This is a genomic window from Thalassotalea ponticola (genome assembly GCF_041379045.1).
GTDB classification, from domain to species: domain Bacteria; phylum Pseudomonadota; class Gammaproteobacteria; order Enterobacterales; family Alteromonadaceae; genus Thalassotalea_A; species Thalassotalea_A ponticola.
In genome coordinates, this window is sequence record NZ_CP166871.1 from 712,407 (window position 1) to 731,515 (window position 19,109).

Sequence of the window (19,109 nt, forward strand, 5' to 3'; positions counted from 1 at the left end):
ATGGCACAACACATTCATATTTTAGGGGTTTGTGGTACCTTTATGGGAGGCATTGCCGCCATCGCCAAACAATTGGGGTTTCGGGTATCTGGATGTGATGCCAACGTATACCCACCGATGAGCGATCAACTACAACAACTTGGCATTGAGCTAAAACAAGGTTACCACATTGAGCACTTAGCTGATGAGCCTGATATGGTGATTATCGGCAATGCAATGTCGCGCGGTAACCCTATGGTAGAATACGTGCTTGAGCGCAATATCGCCTATACATCGGGGCCGCAGTGGCTATTAGACAATGTATTAAAAGATCGCTGGGTACTCGCTGTATCTGGAACGCATGGTAAAACTACGACCAGCTCGATGCTGGCTTGGATTTTAGATTACGCAAAGCTCGCGCCAGGGTTTTTAATTGGCGGTGTACCGCAAAACTTTGGTCAGTCAGCAAGGCTTGGTGATAGCCCGTTTTTTGTTATCGAAGCCGACGAATACGATACGGCGTTTTTTGATAAACGCTCGAAGTTTGTTCACTATCGACCACGCACTTTGGTGATCAACAATGTCGAGTTTGATCACGCCGATATATTCAATAATATTGACGATATCAAGCGCCAATTTCATCACCTTATCCGCATGGTACCCAGTAATGGTTTGATCCTCACTCCTGAAGACGATTGCGCAGTACGCCAAACTCTGGAGATGGGCTGTTGGACCAACACCGAATTTAATCACTGCGCGACAGGTTGGCAAGCGAAAAAATTAGAGCAAGATGGCAGTGATTTTGAAGTCTATTTTAACGGTATCAAGCAAGGGCGGGTGCAGTGGCAACTGATCGGTGATTTCAACATCGATAATGCAACCATGGCCATTGCTGCTGCGCGTCATGCGGGAGTGCCAACTCAGGTTGCCTGTCAGGCATTGCAGTCGTTCGTCAATACCAAGCGCCGGCAAGAGTTGTTAGCCGATATTGACGGTATTCGTGTATACGATGATTTTGCTCATCACCCTACGGCGATCAGGAAAAATTTAGACGCATTTCGGCAAAAAGTGGGAACTGAACGAATTTTAGCCGTGTTAGAACCGCGTTCAAATACGATGAAGTCCGGTGTTCACCGAGATACGCTGGCGGCGAGTTTAGATGCCGCTGACTTAGTGTTTCTCTATCAAGATGAGCAGCTGCAATGGTCTGTTGCCGATCTCGTTAACGAATGTAAGGGAGAGGCGTATTGCCAACACTCGATTGATGATTTGGTCGACGTTGTTAGCCGTCAAGCTCGCGCTTTTGATCACATCGTGGTGATGAGTAATGGTGGCTTTGGTAGTTTTCATAGTAAACTGATTGATAAGCTCAAACTATTAAAGCAAGAGGTATAATACGTGTCGTTTAACAGCACTGTAACTTTAGCTATCACGGGTGCCTCAGGCAGTGCCTATGCCCTGCGGTTATTGCAATGTCTGGTTCAAGCAAACTATCAAGTGTATGTGTTGATCTCGTCGGCAGCGAGAGTGGTTTTAGATACCGAAGTCAATGTAAAGCTACCTGGTAACCCAGAAAATGCGGCAGCCGAATTATCCACTATGTTTAAGGCCAAGCAAGGGCAAATTAAGGTCTTTGGTAAAGAGCAGTGGTTTTCGCCTGTTGCCTCGGGATCGGCTGCGCCAAAGCAAATGGTGGTCTGCCCTTGTTCAACCGGCACGCTAGCGGCCATTAGCCAAGGCATGAGTGATAACTTAATTGAACGAGCTGCCGATGTGGTTATTAAGGAGCGCGGCCAACTTATTTTAGTACCAAGAGAAACGCCGTTCTCGACCATCCACCTGGCGAATATGCATAGTTTGTCGCAAATGGGGGTGACGATTATGCCTGCCGCGCCCGGGTTTTATCATCAACCGACCTGCATTGAAGATTTAATCGATTTTATGGTGGGACGTATTCTTGACCACCTGGGTATTGAGCAAACCATTATGAGCAAGTGGGGTTATCAATAACCACTGCGCGCACCAGAAAACCGGCAATAAGCCGGTTTTTTGTTTTTTATCGCAAAATTAGTTGCGTTGAGCGTAAACCAGGCTGACCTAGCAACTTTTCACCTTTACTCTCTGCCGGCAATGTGGTGTAGTTCACTACAATTTTTCACAGCCAAGCAGTAGTTGCTTGGAGTTTTTATAAGGTTTATTACATGTCATTGTTTAAACTTAATAAAACGCCTAAAGCGGTCGCTTTAGCGTTGGGTTTAATGGTTTCGGCAACACCTGTTTACGGGCAAGCAGAACAACAAGCAAAATCAGCAAGCGAATGGTCGGTGAACGACCCTCAAGGCGATTTCTACGATGTAAAGATTAACGTTGACCAAGGTACTTGGATGAACGTTGATATATCGCCTGACGGCAAAACCTTGGTGTTTGATTTACTCGGGGATATTTACACCATGCCGGTCAGCGGTGGCAAGGCAACCGCATTGACACAAGATATTGCTTGGCAGATGCAACCGACCTTCTCTCCTGATGGCAAATACATTGCTTTTACCTCTGATCAAGGCGGCGGTGACAATATTTGGGTTATGGATGTTGACGGTGCTAATGCGACTCAAATTACCAAAGAAACATTTCGCTTAGTTAATTCGCCTGCATGGAGCCCTGATGGTGATTATTTAGTCGCTCGTAAGCATTTTACTGGGACCCGCTCTCTCGGTGCCGGTGAAGTGTGGATGTACCACAAGTCGGGCGGTACGGGCATGATGTTAACCAAGCGACCAAACCAGCAAAAAGATTTGGGTGAGCCTGCGTTTTCTCCCGATGGCCGTTATGTTTACTTCTCGCAAGATGCAACACCTGGTAAAACTTTCCACTACTCAAAGGACAGTGAAAAGGGAATTTATAAAATTAAGCGCTACGACCGTGAAACCGGTGATATCAAGGTTATTCTCGAAGGTCGTGGTGGCGCGATTCGACCAACGCCTTCACCCGATGGTAAGAAATTGGCATACATTTCACGTGTAGATTTCCAATCGACCTTATTTATTTACGATTTGGAAACTGGCGAGAAAACCAAAGTGTATGGCGAGCTTGATCGCGATATGCAAGAAACGTGGGCGATTCACGGGGTTTACCCAACGATGGCGTGGACACCAGATAACGACGCCATTGTTTTCTGGGCTGGCGGTAAAATTAATAAGTTAGACTTAGCCAGTGGAACAGCCAAGGTCATCGACTTTGAAGTTGACACCACCAAAAAAATGCAAAAAGCGCTGCGCGTGGCACAAAATATTGATCAAAGCAGCATGACGGTAAAAATGCTGCGAGATGTAAAAATCTCACCCGACGGTGACAAAGTCGTATTTGAAGCGCTAGGTCATATTTACACTCGCGATTTACCAAATGGCAAACCAAAGCGCTTAACCAAGCAGAATCACAGCTTTGAACTGAACCCAAGCTTTTCTCGCGACGGTAAAAAAATCGTTTATGCGTCGTGGAATGACCAACAACAAGGTAATATTCACATTGTTTCAAGCCGTGGTGGTAAAGGTAAGAAGCTATTAACAGAAAAGGGCAAATACATAGAGCCGGTATTTTCTCCAGATGGCAAAACCGTTGTCTTTAGAAAAATTAAAGGCGGTTATATTACTTCGCCTGAGTTTGGCTTAAATCCAGGGATTTATAAAGTCAGCAGCAAAGGAGGCGAGGCGACCTTTATCACCGATAACGGAACTCATCCTCAATTTGCTGAGCGCAACGATCGCATCTATTTGATGCGCTACTCGACAATGCCTGAGTTGGCGCGCATCGACCTTGATGGTCACAATGAGCAAACCCTTTACACCGGTAAATATGCAACCGAGTTTAAAGTGGCTCCTAACGGTAAGTACTTAGCCTTTGCTGAACGCTTTAAGGTGTTTGTTACGCCGTTAACTGAACGCGGCGATGTTATTCAAATTGGCCCCGACGCGAAAAATATTCCGGTGCGTAAACTGTCAAGCCGCGCAGGCGAAAGTATTAGCTGGAATGAAAACTCTGATACCTTGTACTGGAGCTTAGGACCAGAGCTGTATCAGGCATCCCTCAAAGGTATGTTTGATATTGGCTATCAGCAAGACGAGCAACAACAGGTAAGCGTTACTGACTTGGGCTTTGAGGTACGTACCGATGCGCCTGAAGGCATGATTGCCTTTGTCGGTGGTAAAGTCGTTACTATGGAAGGCGAACAAGTCATTGACAACGGTGTTGTGCTCACTGATGGCAAACACATCAAAGCGGTAGGGAAGCAAGGCGAGGTTACTATTCCCGATGACGCGATGATTGTTGATGTCAGTGGAAAAACCATTATGCCGGGCCTAATCGACGCTCACGCTCATGGCCCGCAAGGCAGTGACGAGTTAATCCCTCAGCAAAATTGGAAGAACTACGCGACCTTAGCTTTGGGCGTTACCACCATTCACGACCCGTCAAATGACACCACTGAAGTGTTTAGTGCAGCGGAGTTGCAGAAGGCGGGCGATATTGTTGCACCGCGCATCTTTTCAACGGGAACTATTTTATACGGCGCATCAATGCCGGGTTATACTTCACACGTTGACAGTTTAGATGACGCGCGCTTTCATATTGAACGGTTAAAGAAAGTGGGTGCATTTAGCGTCAAGTCGTATAACCAGCCTCGTCGCAACCAACGTCAGCAAGTAATTCAGGCAGCACGTGAAATGGATATGATGGTGGTGCCCGAGGGCGGTTCACTGTTACAGCACAACCTGAGTATGGTTGCCGATGGTCATACGTCGTTAGAGCACTCTATTTCAACCGCTAAAATTTACGATGACATCCGTCAATTCTGGCAACAGTCTGAAACAGCGTATGTGCCAACTCTGGTCGTTGCATACGGCGGAATATCGGGTGAGCACTACTGGTATGACAAAACCCAAGTATGGCAGCATCCGTTGTTGAGTAAATACGTGCCTGATGACGTACTCGCATCGCGTTCAATGCGCCGTACCACAGCACCAGAGCATCACTACAATCACATTAGCGTGGCATCTGTGGCTAAAGAAATGCAAGATTTAGACGTTAAAGTAGCCATTGGCGCACATGGTCAACGCGAAGGCTTAGGTGCTCATTGGGAAATGTGGATGTTTGCTCAAGGGGGGATGTCACCGCTGCAAGCTATTCGCACAGCAACGATTGATTCGGCACGCCACCTAGGATTGGATCAGCACATTGGTTCATTAAAAGCAGGTAAGCTTGCTGATCTTATCGTCGTTGATGGTGATGTTGTTGAAGACATCCGACAATCAGATAAAATCAGCCACGTTATGCTCAATGGTCGTCTGTATGATGCCAACACGATGGATGAAATTGGTCATCGCAACAAAAAGCGCAAGCCGTTTTATTTTGAATAGCGCCGGTGCTTAACTGACAATAAAAAACGGGATCTTAATCGATCCCGTTTTTTCATCTAGCGAAACTGGCCGAGTCGATGCAAATAACAACCACTAGGCAAAGCATTCGGTTATTGGATTCGTTTAAAACTCATTTACTTGATGAAAACCGTTTATCGATCTTACTTAAAGCGCCAAATCGATAATCATTTCGGTTAGCTCTTCTTTGGAAATGGCATTGTCGTGATTGGTATCAAATTTGTGAAATATCGTTTCACACATTTTGATCCCTTTTTCTTGTAACAAGCACTCGATAAGTTCGACAAATTCAGAGCGAGAAATCACCCCGTCTTGGTCCTCGTCAAATACTTCAAATAATTCATCTACCCACTGAGATAACTGCATAGTTAGTCCTTAATAAAAAAAGGCGTCGCTGGATAACGTGACACTGACATGATGATTTACTTTACTATTTACCGACAGTGAATACAAATTGTTACTGGCTAAATGCGTTGCTAGCGCGCTAATTGCCTGTATATTTACCGTTATCAACAGCAGATGAATTACTAGCAGTTAGAGAAAATTATCGTTAACCGTTTGAAATATTGCCAATAAATTCAATTTAATTGCAAATTTATCAGTTGTTTAGGATTTTCAATAAAACATTTTACTGTTAACATTCGGATCACATATTTTTTTATTCTGTTCTGCTAGAAGCAGTATTTACTGAGCCGAGTTGATTTTGCCGTTTTCCAATGTGTTAGCTAACCAATTTAAACCTCTATTGTTTGTTCTGGTACTGTCTGTTTTCGGATTTGTGGTTAATCTCTACCCATTGCCATTGGTCGCCAATATTCACCTGATTATCGGTAATATGGCGTTTGTTATCGTGGCAATGCGCTTGGGTGTTTTTTACAGCTTACTCAGTGCCATTATTGTCGTCAGTGGCCTTTATCTATCGTTTAATCATCCCTTTGTTTATATCAGCTTTTGTCTCGAAGCTGTGTGTCTTGCTTTACTTCGCAAACGCGGTATGTATGTGCTCTATGCCGATATATTATATTGGCTACTCATAGGTATTCCCGTTACAGCGTTACTGCTACATCTTGCTTATGATTCCTCTTGGCAGACAATGTTGTTTACCATTATTAAACAGGGCATCAATGGTCTTTTTTACGCTGGTCTGGCAGGGCTAGTGGTATATTTTTGGCCCAACTTATTTACGCTAACGGGTCGACAACAACCGGTTGTGATTCGCACGCTACACCAAAAGTTAGTTTATGCTGCCGTCTTGTTGATCTCTTTTACAGTTATCATTACATCGATGTTAGTCACCCAAAGCTTGGTCAATCGGCAGCATTCTGAGCTCGAAGAGGATTTAGTTAATAGTAGAAATTATATTGCGCTATCGGCCAACAACCTCCTCAAGAGCCACGCGCTTGCCTTTACCCACGCCGATGCTTATATGCAGACGATTGCCGCTGATGATTGGCAGCAAGCACGAGCATATGCTCAGCGCATGCAAGATAATTACCCATTGTTTTACGATGTGATGTTGGTTAACCAGCAACAACAAACAGTATATGCAACGTCAAATAGTTTAGTGTCGTACACCAGTGACCAGCAGGCTGGAAAACACGCCTTTTCGACGCTGTTTAACAAAGCGCTCAACAGCTTTGAAGTGGTAGTCGAGGTGGTCCCTAATCAGGTCGATAATAACCAACCATTACTGTTGTTTAGCAAAGCGTTTTCGTTTGACCAATCAGCCACCCCTGACGGGGTGTTAATGGCCGCGATTAACTTGCAATCAATAAGCCAAATGTGGACCGAGCACACGAAAAAATCACACAAAGTTTTGTTACTCGATGCTGAAGACCAAGTGCTTTTCAGTAGTGATCAATCTTTGTATCCGTCGCTGACCACGTTTTTTTACCGCCAACAAAAAGATATTACCTTTGACGAGCAAAGCGACATAAAACTGGTGGAACTCTACGAGCAAGGCATCGATGTTAATACCCGTTTTTATTTGACCCACCGCCACTTACAAAACGGCTGGCAAGTGGTTGTTATCCAGCCGTCGCAACAAGTGACTAGCTCAGTGGAACAAGAGTATTTACTCATTCTCAAGCTGTTGTTTGGTACTTTGGTAATTTCCATACTATTTGCCAACATAGTGGCGCGCCAAATTACTAAGCCATTAACATTTATCGGCAAGCAATTAACCCAAACAGAGCAGCGCAAAGACTATCAATTAAACGCTACTGTCCCGTCTACTACAACGGAAATAGTCGACCTTTATCAGCAGTTTAAACACTTTTATTCGCGCAGGTCGGCAACGCTTGAACTGACTCAATCGGAACTCGACGATACCAAAGCACAGCTAACATTAGCGGACGATAAGATCGCTGAGTTAACCCTCACTGATCCGGTGACTAAGATAGCCAATAGAAAAGCCTTTGAAGGGCAATTTTCGGTTGTCCAAAAGTTGACACAGCGCAATCACAATAATTTAGCGTGCGTGTTAATTGAGCTCGACAAAGCAATGTTTGCTTCTACAGCAAGTGAGCAAAGTAGTGCTGAGCAGAGATTGCGCGATATCGCCCATTACATTAGCGATGAGTTTGCCAGAGAAGGCGATCTCACCGCTCGCTTTAGTGAGTTACAATTTGTCGTCGCAATAAGCCACATTAACGAGCACCACCTGGCGCGTAAATTAGATAAACTGGTGAGTAGAATGGTTGAATCTGGCCAGCAAGCAAGTCAATTAACCGATGCCAGTAGCGCCGTCCAAATTGGCGCCGTAATTGCGCCTGCGGCGTACAGCAGTGACGTGACAAGTTGGCTCAAGTTAGCCGATTTGGCGCTGTATAAAGCCAAACAAAGCGCAGGTGACAATGTACATATCGAGAGTATGCTAGGAATCGTTTAACACAAGCCACAGTCGATATAACACAAGAGGTTTGCTAACAAAGAGGGCGACAACCAATGGGTTATCGCCCTCTGTTTATCGTTTGCGCTAACTCGCTAGGCAGCGAGTCAACGTCATGTCGATGCTGTTATTTTAGCGAGATGGTGGTATGTACAGTCTCACCGTCTTGGTGATCTGGCTCAAACCAACGCGCAGTTACCGTTTTCGTCTGTGTCCAAAATTGGGTGACTTGCTTGCCATTTGGTCCTAAATCGCCAAGCTTTGAAGCTCTTGAACCGGTAAATGAGAAGTACGCTACCGGCACTGGGATAGGCACATTAATCCCCACCTGACCGACGTCGATGTCATTTTCAAATTTACGAGCGGCATAGCCTGATGAGGTGAAAAGTGACGTGCCATTACCATTGGGGTTTGCATTGATTAACTCAATCGCTTGTTCAAGCGTATCAACTTCTAGCACACATAACGCAGGTCCAAAAATTTCTTTGGTGTAGATATCCATATCGGTCGTGACGCCAGAAAACAGAGTCGGACCAACGAAGTTACCGCGCTCGTAACCCGGTACGCTGATATTGCGTCCATCCACTAATAAGTTAGCCCCTTGCTCAACCCCAGAGTCGAGTATGCTAATAATGCGTTGTTTCGCTTGCGGCGATACAACAGGGCCTAAATCCGCGTTGCGATTAGTGCCAACGTCAACAATAAGCTTTTTCGCTCGCTCAGCAATTTCTGGTAACCAGTTTCTCGCTTCACCGACCAAAATGGTAACAGGATTGGCCATACAACGCTGGCCAGCAGCACCGAATGCTGAACCTAAGAGGTCATTAATGGCGCGATCTTTATTGGCATCAGGCATGATCACCATATGGTTTTTAGCACCCATCATACACTGTGCGCGTTTGCCGTGTTGACTTGCGTGATTGTATACGTGAGTGCCTACATGTGTTGAACCAATAAATGATACAGCTTTTACATCGTTGTGTTCACACAGCTGGTTAACTACATCAGGGCCACCGTGAACCACGTTCAAGACACCTGCGGGAACGCCGGCTTGTAGCGCGAGCTCGACCATTAACATAGTTGCTGATGGATCTTGTTCTGACGGTTTTAAGATAAAGCTATTACCACAAGCAATCGCCGCAGGGAACATAAAGGCGGGTAGCATCACTGGAAAATTAAACGCGGTGATACCAACGCCAACGCCTAAAGGTTGATTGTGTGTGTACACATCAACCCCTGTTGCCGCATTATTGGCGATATCACCAAGCTGTAGGCGGGTAATAGCACAGGCATTTTCTACCGCTTCTAACGCACGACCGACTTCGCCTTCAGCATCAGGTAGGGTTTTACCGTGTTCTTCAGTGATCAACTCGGCGATTTTTTGCGTGTTTTGTTCTAGTAATTGCTGGAACTTAAACATAATACGCATACGCTGGGTCAAAGAGGTTTTGCGCCAGCTAGCAAATGCTTGCTTGGCGTTAGCGACAGCCAATTCAACTTCGTCTCGTGTTGCCATTGGCACTTTGGCTACGACTTCTTGCGTCGCTGGGTTTAGTACATCTAACCAGTTGGTTGATTTTGAAATAACTTTTTCACCACCGATAATCAGTGGTATTTCGCGAATACTCATAGCTCGCCCCTTGTTGTTAGTTGATTTAGCAATATTGTTATTGTTATAAACATTGCTTGTTTGCGATTAGGGTATGAATATCTGTTAGTGTTAGCAAGCTTTACAAGGTGAATTGACAAGGAATTTACAAAAGTTTAACGGCTGAAAATAGGCTTTTTGTAAACATCAATTGGCACAGAAACCTATTTCTCGCCAGTCTACTACCGGTGAACAAAGTTACAGCCCAGCATCGTGACGCCGCTCATTAGGGGGGATTTGACTGGTTAACATCATCGTCTGTTTTGGCACTATAAACAAAAAATGCGCAGGCAATACGTCGTTATTATCGACGATTGCCTGCGCTGGCGTTTTCAATGACCAAGCTTGCGCGAGGTTATCGACAACGAGGTCCGTTGCCTTTACACGGCTCTGGTTCGGGTTCTGGCTCTGGCTCTGGAGTGGTTCCACAGCCATTCGCGGTTAAGTACGCGTCTGCAGCAACCGCGTCAACAATTCCGTAACCGAAGTACTCATCGTGGCCCGCTGCACCGCCATCAACGGCACTTTGCTTTAAGGCATTGCGTATGTCTGTACCACTACACTCGCTGTGATTAGACCATACCAATGCTGCTACACCCGATACCGCCGGTGTCGCCATCGAGGTACCACTCATAAATCCATAGTCACTGCTATCGATAGATACACTGGCATTGGTGGCGTTTACCAAAGCATCGCGATCCGCTAAGTCGGTACCAACCGCTGGAATAGTCGTACTATTTGGCTCTCCTAACGTGCCGTATAACATACCGGCTTCGTTATTAATGATGATCGCGCCTAAACCGCCAGAATTTTCACAGTTTAACACTTTGTCATGAAAGCTGATATTACCGCGGTCAATGACACAAATCTTACCATTTGCCGCAGAGTCAACTACTTCAGCGGTGCCCATAAAATACGCAGCACCGCTTGCACTACCTGTGTTTTCCATGGCTGATGATGCATAGGCTTGTGAGTCTGCGGTTACATTCGCTGCCGTTGCCGTGCCTGCCGGGTAAGTTGACAAGGTGTCTACCCCGCCAGCGGTTACTTCAACACAGACGCTGTCGTTAAATGATGCGTTTTTACCGCGTCCAGTCGTACAGGAAGGGAATTGAGAGAATGCGGCAATGTTATTATTGGCATCATTGGCACCGATCATCATCACCGATTCATAACCTGCCGGGTATGAACGGACGCTATTACCGTCATTACCCGCCGCCGCCACCACTAAACCGCCATTTGCCGTAAACTCAGCAAAAGCGTTTGATTCCGTGCTGTTGGCTCCACCGCCACCGAGACTCATAGAAACGATATTGGCACCAGCTTGCGCACATAAGTTGGTTGCGTGAGCCAAGTCTGATGAGTATCCCCAACCACTGGCATTGAATACTTTGATGATATGCATATCAACCCCTGGTGCCATACCAACCACACCAATGCCATTGTCTGCTGCACCAACCGTACCGGCAACGTGGGTGCCGTGTGGGCCACCTTGCTCGTCCCAGTTACCGGTACCGATATCATTGTCACCAGTAATTGCGCCCCAGTTAAAATCAGGATTAGAGCGATCGAGACCCGAATCAATAACGCACACCTTCATACCCGCTTGTGTGTTTAGGGTTAGTTGATTGGCTTTTGATTGGTAAACGGCATATGGAGTGATCTGTTGCTGCATCGGATCGCCAAGGTCATCGTTGTACAACGCCATGGGATAACGACGTTGGTCGGCTTCGATAAGTTTGATCTTTGGACTGTTAAGCAATCCTTTTACCGTCGCTAAGTCTTTACCGTTAAACTGGGCGACAACAAAGCCGTTCGAATCGAGTTTTATTTGCCCCCCGTGCTGCGCAGCAAGCGCTTTTACGGTGCCTTTGTTGTGATTATCAACTTGGATAATATATCTGTCATCATCAGCGTGTGCGCTAAAGCTGGTGCTAATGGCAACAGCCAATGATGATATAAGAAAGGATTTTAACGTCATTGCAGAATCTCCTGATTTATTTTTATTGTTCTTGTTTATCAATGTTTTTTCGAACCGCTTTACAGGTGTTCAAAAAGCTGCTGTGCGTTAACATTTTTGTAACAAGAAATTTCAGTGTACAGCAATTGAATAAAAAACCATCAAACTTATTGTTATTATTTCCAGATTTTTTATATCTTTTCGTTCTCTTTGTGGCCGTTATGCTATCCCGTTAAGTATTGATGCTACGTTCTGGCGTGAGTTAAATTTAAAAGTGATTGGCGCCACTGCACTGTGCTGTGCAGCGGCAGAGTAAATTGATTTATTCTACCCAGTGAGTTGTTGATATCTATAATGCATAAAATCCTGAGTGATTCTTTGTTCTAATGCCACCGCTTGTTCCGTAGGGCAAAAGATAATAATAGTGAAAATAAAATTGCCTTGTTCGGTGGTGGTAATGCGGATGTACGGTTCTTCACCGGGTAAGTCAACACCTAGGCGCTTTTCAATAACGGCATTGTATCGCCTTGCAACTTCCATAAAATCTTCACTGTATTCATCCATTCGCGCAAAAATGTACTCTTTGAGTTCAAACGGATTTAATTTGGTATCCGTGTGAATGGAAAAGGTATGGTAAACATAGCGCTTCATAAAATTCATGTTGTTAACAGATTCAGTTAAAAATTGGCTATTGGGAATGGTTACCGTGCGTCCAGTGTAGTTGTAGGTATTTGACGCCATATCAACTTCGTGGATAACCGTCGACATCATATTGTGCTCGGTAACTTCACCCGAGTGATCGCCAACCTGAATCCAATCGCCAATGACAAACGCATTCGAGGTGGCGCGTAAAATTGAACCACTTAAACACAGAATCAGTTCTTTCGATGCGATAACGATAGCAACGGCAACCGCAGCTATCGACAGAGCGAAGGTTTGCAATTCGCCCCACCACAGGCTGATCAGCAACACGGCGATAATAACCGCCTTAATATTTTTGGTGCGCGAAATCCACGTTCTGTGCTTTTGATCGAGAAAGTCATTATCGCGTTTGATGGTGCGTACAATATATTGCGACAGTAACTGCAATAACAACACAATAACCACAGAGACAAAAACTTTGTTGGTGATCAGTGCTGACAGTAATTGGATAACATAGTCCATAGTAAATAACACCTAGATAGAAACTGAAAAAAATTAGAACGTTGCATTAAACAATCAATGACTTAGATGTTTTTAATGCGTGTTTTTCTCGATTGTGCAGTATCCTCAAAAGCCAATCAAAAATCATCATTTATTTTATTTAACAACGCACGTTTACCTGCCTACTAATGTAAGGTTAGTTATTCGCTGTTGCCGATAGTGAATTAATATTGTAAACGGGTTGTAAAACTATTGTTACTTCGATATAAGAGTAAATGCACTATATAAAAATAATATGCATAAATAATAATATAAGTAGTAGTAGGGAGAAACTATGTCTAGAACCTTTAAATTAGGTCACTTGACTTTAGCGGTTGGCTTAGCGCTTGGCAGTCAACACGTTGTCGCCGAAGAAAATACCGCAGCAGCCGATGAAAATATTGAACAAATTGTGGTGGTTGGCTCTCGCGCTGCTCCTCGTTCAATCGCCGATTCGCCAGTACCGGTTGACGTTATCAGCAGTGATGAATTGAGCAAGTCAGGCTCAAGCGATATGCTTGATATGTTACAAAGTACCGTTCCGTCATTCAACGTTCGCGCACAACCTATCTCGGATGCGGCAACGCTGATCCGCCCAGTTAACCTGCGAGGACTGTCCTCGGATTCAACCCTTGTGTTAGTCAATGGTAAACGTCGTCACCGTGCGTCGGTTATTGCCTTCCAAGGTGGTGGCGTTAACGACGGTGCACAAGGTGCGGATATCTCAGTAATTCCATCTGTTGCCTTAAAGCAAGTGGAAGTCTTGCGAGATGGTGCATCAGCTCAATACGGTTCCGATGCCATTGCTGGGGTAATGAACTTTATTTTACGCGATGACCGCGATGGAGGTTCTATCTCGGTTAAGTACGGTGAATACGGCGAAGGTGACGGTGGTGCGACCACGGTTGATGGCTTTATTGGTCTGCCGTTTACCGACGATGGTTTTGCCAACTTCAGTTTCCAATTGAAAAACGTTGATGCCACCAGTCGTTCAGTACAGCGTCCTGACGCTGCCAATTTGATCGCACAGGGCAATACCGCCGTTGCCGATCCGGCACAAGTTTGGGGTAACCCTGAAATTGAGGATGACATCACTGTATTTGCCAATATTGGCTTAGACGTGGCAAATGGCAAAGAAGCATACTTGTTTGGTAACTATTCAGAGCGAGATGTAACCGGTGGTTTTTATTATCGCAACCCGCATAATCGCGGTAACGTTTATTCACTAGATGGCGGTGAAACCCTGCTGGTTGGTGATGTTGGTCTAGCCAACGGCGGCGAAGCGTCATGTGCAACGGTTAACATTCCCAAAAATGCAGACGGTTCAGATGGTAACCTGTTAACATCACCAGAATATTTGGCGATGCTTGACGATCCAAACTGTTTTTCAATGAACCAAATATTCCCAGGCGGTTACACCCCACAATTTGGTGGTAATATTACCGATACCTCGCTTACCGCGGGTGTTCGCGGCGATATCTATTCTGGTTGGTTAGAAGGTTGGAGTTTTGATCTAAGCGGTTCTGTTGGCCGCAATGCGTCATCATTCTTATTGAAAAACAGCCTTAACCCTTCACTGGGTTTAGATACCCCAACTGACTTCAAAACAGGTAGCTACATTCAGCTTGAAAAAACCTTTAACTTCGATTTGGTTCGCGCATTTGATATCGGTACAGCTGAAGATCTAAACTTCGCTGTTGGCGCTGAGTGGCGTGAAGAGAGTTTTGAAATTGTCGCTGGTGAGGAAGCATCGTGGAAAGCAGGTCCTTACGCGGCACAAGGCTTTAACATCGGTTCGCACGGTTTTAAAGGCTTTGGTCCTGAATCAGCAGGTATCAACGAGCGTCGCAACGTGGCATTTTACACCGACGTTGAAACCTATTTAACCGAAGGTTGGATGGTTGGTGCAGCGCTTCGTTACGAAGACTACTCTACCTTTGGCGACACACTGGATTACAAAATCACCACCCAGTTTGAATTAACCGATAGTTTATCGCTTCGCGCATCGCACAACACCGGCTTTAGAGCGCCAACTGTTGGTCAAGCAAACGTGGTTAACACCCAAACGTCGATTGTTAACGGTGATTTGATTCAATCATTTTTAGCGCCACCTACCGATCCGTTGTCATCGTTCTACGGCGGTAAAGAGTTGACACCAGAAGAGTCAACCTCGTATGCAGCGGGCTTGGTTTATCAGTCAGGAGACTTCTTTATGACCATTGATGGTTATAGCATTGAAGTGACTGATCGCTTGGCACAGTCAAGTCAGATTGACGTACGAGCAGAAGACTACGCACAGCTGCGTTCGCTCGGTGTTCGCAACCCTGGCTTAATTTCAGCGGTTACCTTCTTCAATAATGACTTTGATACCACGACTCAAGGTGTTGATGTAGTCGCTAACTACTCAATGAATTTATTCGACGGCTTCACTAAGTTTAGCTTGGCCTATAACTTTAATGATACCACCGTAGATAAATTCGATCCGACTACCACCAATGAGGGTAAGGTTCGTCGTCTAGAAGACGGTATTCCCGACCATCAAGCGACGTTCACCGTGAACCAAAGCTGGGATTCATTTGGTGCATTTGTGCGCATGAATTACTTTGGTGAGTACTTTGCTACGCATGCGGATGACACCTCATCTGGTTGGTCAGAAATGGCAGATTCTGCGATTACCTTCGATGCAGAGTTGAACTGGTATGCAACTGATGAGCTAACCTTTACGGTTGGCGGTAACAACATCTTCGACCAAGAAGCTCAAGAGCTACAAAAAGGCCCAGAGGGCGCGTACTCAATCGTTGGTGGTAAGTACTACGAAAGTGGTCCGTTTGATTACAACGGTGCTTTCTACTACGTAAAAGCCAAATACAGCTTTTAATAGCCTACTGATTTAGCGTAAATAACGACCGACAGTGCGTCTGTCGGTGTGATAAAAGGACCTAGATGTTAGGTCCTTTTTTTTCGCTTGATGTCACTGGCACGAGATTTATTCTAGCGCGTTAGGCAAGGCGTTCAGCTAACTATCCGCAAAGGAGCGTGTCGCTTACAAGGCAATGGGTTGCTGTTGTAAGTAGTCAACGTTGACTTCCATTTCATAGACAACCTTGGTTGCTTCGAGGTGCAAACTGTTGCGCATTTGCTCGCGCTGTTGTTCGTAATCTGCGCTCATCTCAATGTTAACCGCGTTGCGGTACGTGGCTTCATCAGGCCATTGCGCGTAAGCAATAAAGACACCGCGTTTATCACGGTGCAACCGCGATCCGAGACTGTTTTTAAAAAGATATATGCCCTGAGTTGTCTTCGACCAAGCCGAGATAAACTGTTGCTCATCCCCCTGTTTCACAACAAACTCGTATATAACGACGAACATTTACTTTCCTCTATTATCTTAAGGCAGCGACCATGCGCTGCTTGTGCCGGCCGGGTCAAGCTTTGGCTGAAAATGCGTCATGGTAGCTGACTTTTGCATGCGGATAGTCACCTGAGAATGACAAAGCGAGGAAATATTCTTCCGGTACACCGGGATAAACCAAGCCGTCAATAACGCGAAAGCCAAAACGCTGATAATACATAGGATCGCCGAGAACAACACAGCCTGACGCCCCCATTGCCTTGAGTGCATCAAGAGCGCTATTCATTAATTTCGTGCCGACACCAAGTCTTTGGTAGTCGGGAACAACAGAGATAGGGCCAAGCCCAAACCAGCCTGATGTCTCAGTTGACAAGGTGATGGGAGAGATGGCGACGTGGCCAATAATCTCGCCGTCTACTTTGGCCACCTGAGACACAGTTAATGCACCTGCCCGACGCAACGCGGCAACAATAAACTGCTCGGTGTGATCTGTATGGGCAGCGTTTGTGAATGCCTTCACTGTCACATCATGTATGGCTGAGGCGTGTTCGGCAGATTCGTTACTAATTTGAATATCCAATGTCTATCTCCTGGCGAGCAACACGTAATAACAGTCTATAGCGATATCGCCGATTGTGGTAATCAACAAACGTCCAAAGGCTGCACATAGATGTAACGTTATTCTCAAGATATTAAATAAAAAGCTTTTATTTCAATATTTTAATTGGCATTGGTGAGCTTTATTTACAAAACAAACGGACCCATAGAAATGGAGCCGTTGGTTTTATGGGCGCCTGTATGTTTCAGGCGTTGGGCGTTTTTCACCGCGCGCGTTATTGATTGGCTTGCATATAATCTAAGGTCAAACCGATTAATGTTTGCACACCGGTTTTTAATCCGCCTTCATCAATGTAGAATTCAGGTGTGTGATGTGCTGGCGCATCATTGGAATCCATGCCCTTTGGCATACCACCGACACCCAAAAACAGGCCGGGTACTTGTTGTTGAAAAAATGAAAAGTCTTCGGCCCCAGTCTGAGCCTTACTCAATACGACATTGTCAGCGCCTAGGTTGCGTTGTAACAAGGGCAACATTTGCGCCATCAACTCTGGCTCGTTATACGTTACGGGGTAATCAGCACCAAATGGTAAGGTTATATCGACAGTCGCCCCCATACTTTCAGCGATATTTACCGCTTTGCGTCTCACAGCTTCGCGAATGTGTTGGCGCATCTCGGGGTTAAGTGAACGCAAGGTACCAACAAGTTCAACTTGATTAGGGATGATATTGGAACGCACACCGCCGTTGATACTGCCAACGGTAACTACGGCCGCTTCGTCGATAAGTTTTAACTCTCGTGAGACAATGGTTTGCAAGCTCATAACAATCTGCGCAGCGGTAACGATTGGATCAACACTCTTCCATGGGTAGGCACCGTGGGCTTGTTTGCCATTGACGACGATTTTGAAGGTGTCGACAGCAGCGAGGGTACCACCGGGTTTGTAACTGATCTTGCCGATTTCTAAATTTGACCAAATGTGAAGGCCAAAGATCACATCAACGTCGGGGTTGTTCATTACCCCTTGTTTAACCATGAGTTCAGCACCACCTTCTTCGCCAGCGGGAGCTCCTTCCTCAGCGGGTTGAAAAATAAATTTTACTTTACCGTTGAGGTGTTGTTTATGTTGACTTAACACCTTGGCAGCGCCTAATAGCATTGCGATATGAGTGTCATGTCCACACGCGTGCATCACCGGTACTTGTTGGTTGTTGTATTCTCCCATTGCTTGTGACGCAAACGGTAAGTCGTTCTGCTCTTTTACCGGCAATGCATCAATATCGGCGCGCAGGGCGACAACAGGTCCTGGCTTGCCAGAATCGAGTACAGCTACGACACCGGTGTGCGCAATACCCGTTGTTACCTCAAGTCCCATCGCTTTGAGCTCCTTGGCAATACGCTCACTGGTGGCAAACTCGCGATTTGACAGTTCTGGGTGTTGGTGGAAGTGTCTGCGCCACTGAATAACGTCTTGCTCGACCTCGTTTGCTAAGGCGTCAGCTGAAATCGGTTGCGCTAAGGCGATATTGGTGTGCAGGGCGATAAAGCAACTTACTGCCAGGCAGGTTTTTTTAAATACGGACATAAGTATCTCTCAATGATTGTTGTTATGTTATTGAGATTAGAGAAGATTTGTTCAAATGAAAAGGAACTTTTTTGACCGAGCGGGAAATTATAACTCCCACTCGTCTTCGTCGAGCAGTTCTTTTAGACGCTTGCGCTCAAGTAATTCATCAATGCGACGACGGGTTTTGGCTGATTCGGGATTTACTGTGTCGTTATCACTGTTTGACGATACGTCATCACCATACTCGCCATCACTATTACCAAAATCGACGTCGTCAATGATTTTATCTCGCGTCATTACTACATCCTCAACAAGTTAGTTAAACCGTTAAAATGTGAAAAATAGGAAAAAATATTTTTTAGGTCAAATAAAATTTTTCAATTTTAATGCATGTGCACAAAATCGCCTATCCCTTATCTATTGTAGTCTAGGGCGAGGTTGTTGATAAATAATCGGCAATGTTTTTCTCGATTGGGCCATCACTAGCGAGGAGCCGTGTAATGAGGCGTGTCCTTAAGCGATTACAGTTTTCTTCTGTTTTTTGTT

Annotated in this window: 13 protein-coding genes; 5 read left to right on the forward strand and 8 right to left on the reverse strand. The window is 45.4% G+C overall.

Annotated elements, in window-relative coordinates; translation table 11 throughout:
- The 3 genes from mpl (at position 1) to ACAY30_RS03100 (ending at position 5,387) form a co-directional block, all read left to right on the forward strand.
- Positions 1-1,374, forward strand: a complete 1,374-nt coding sequence (mpl, locus tag ACAY30_RS03090; RefSeq protein WP_290250903.1) for a UDP-N-acetylmuramate:L-alanyl-gamma-D-glutamyl-meso-diaminopimelate ligase — start codon at positions 1-3, stop codon at positions 1,372-1,374.
- A 3-nt stretch (positions 1,375-1,377) separates the two neighbouring features.
- On the forward strand, positions 1,378-1,989 hold the full coding sequence (locus ACAY30_RS03095) for a flavin prenyltransferase UbiX (protein ID WP_290250902.1): 612 nt from the start codon (positions 1,378-1,380) through the stop codon (positions 1,987-1,989).
- Between the two features lie 191 nt (positions 1,990-2,180).
- Positions 2,181-5,387, forward strand: coding sequence for an amidohydrolase family protein (locus ACAY30_RS03100; RefSeq protein WP_371190069.1), 3,207 nt, complete (start codon positions 2,181-2,183; stop codon positions 5,385-5,387).
- Between the two features lie 165 nt (positions 5,388-5,552).
- Here the strand turns inward: ACAY30_RS03100 and ACAY30_RS03105 are convergent, their stop codons facing one another.
- Positions 5,553-5,771 (reverse strand): EF-hand domain-containing protein, encoded by a 219-nt coding sequence (locus tag ACAY30_RS03105; RefSeq protein ID WP_290250901.1) that lies wholly within the window; start codon positions 5,769-5,771, stop codon positions 5,553-5,555.
- A 337-nt stretch (positions 5,772-6,108) separates the two neighbouring features.
- On the opposite strand from ACAY30_RS03105, the gene ACAY30_RS03110 reads away from it, so the two are divergent.
- A complete protein-coding gene (locus ACAY30_RS03110) occupies positions 6,109-8,295 on the forward strand; it encodes a diguanylate cyclase domain-containing protein (RefSeq protein ID WP_290250900.1) in 2,187 nt (728 codons plus the stop codon).
- Positions 8,296-8,422: 127 nt separating this feature from the next.
- Here ACAY30_RS03110 and ACAY30_RS03115 read toward each other — a convergent pair whose 3' ends face one another.
- From ACAY30_RS03115 to ACAY30_RS03125, 3 genes are all read right to left on the reverse strand, one after another.
- Positions 8,423-9,925, reverse strand: a complete 1,503-nt coding sequence (locus tag ACAY30_RS03115) for a CoA-acylating methylmalonate-semialdehyde dehydrogenase (protein ID WP_290250899.1) — start codon at positions 9,923-9,925, stop codon at positions 8,423-8,425.
- 373 nt (positions 9,926-10,298) lie between these two features.
- Positions 10,299-11,924 (reverse strand): S8 family serine peptidase, encoded by a 1,626-nt coding sequence (locus ACAY30_RS03120; RefSeq protein WP_290250898.1) that lies wholly within the window; start codon positions 11,922-11,924, stop codon positions 10,299-10,301.
- Between the two features lie 306 nt (positions 11,925-12,230).
- Positions 12,231-13,067, reverse strand: a complete 837-nt coding sequence (locus ACAY30_RS03125; RefSeq protein ID WP_290250897.1) for a mechanosensitive ion channel family protein — start codon at positions 13,065-13,067, stop codon at positions 12,231-12,233.
- A 313-nt stretch (positions 13,068-13,380) separates the two neighbouring features.
- Here ACAY30_RS03125 and ACAY30_RS03130 point away from each other — a divergent pair, with 313 nt between their 5' ends.
- On the forward strand, positions 13,381-15,963 hold the full coding sequence (locus ACAY30_RS03130) for a TonB-dependent siderophore receptor (protein WP_290250896.1): 2,583 nt from the start codon (positions 13,381-13,383) through the stop codon (positions 15,961-15,963).
- A 165-nt stretch (positions 15,964-16,128) separates the two neighbouring features.
- Here ACAY30_RS03130 and ACAY30_RS03135 read toward each other — a convergent pair whose 3' ends face one another.
- From ACAY30_RS03135 to ACAY30_RS03150, 4 genes are all read right to left on the reverse strand, one after another.
- The gene (locus tag ACAY30_RS03135; protein WP_290250895.1) at positions 16,129-16,455 is read right to left on the reverse strand and encodes an antibiotic biosynthesis monooxygenase; all 327 of its coding nucleotides are present in this window, start codon (positions 16,453-16,455) and stop codon (positions 16,129-16,131) included.
- A gap of 55 nt (positions 16,456-16,510) precedes the next feature.
- Positions 16,511-17,017 carry a GNAT family N-acetyltransferase gene (locus ACAY30_RS03140; protein WP_290250894.1) on the reverse strand — a complete coding sequence of 169 codons (507 nt, stop codon included), beginning with the start codon at positions 17,015-17,017 and terminating at the stop codon, positions 16,511-16,513.
- 253 nt (positions 17,018-17,270) lie between these two features.
- Positions 17,271-18,581, reverse strand: a complete 1,311-nt coding sequence (locus ACAY30_RS03145) for an amidohydrolase (RefSeq protein WP_290250893.1) — start codon at positions 18,579-18,581, stop codon at positions 17,271-17,273.
- Positions 18,582-18,668: 87 nt separating this feature from the next.
- Positions 18,669-18,860 carry a PA3496 family putative envelope integrity protein gene (locus ACAY30_RS03150; protein WP_290250892.1) on the reverse strand — a complete coding sequence of 64 codons (192 nt, stop codon included), beginning with the start codon at positions 18,858-18,860 and terminating at the stop codon, positions 18,669-18,671.
- Positions 18,861-19,109: the final 249 nt, after the last annotated feature.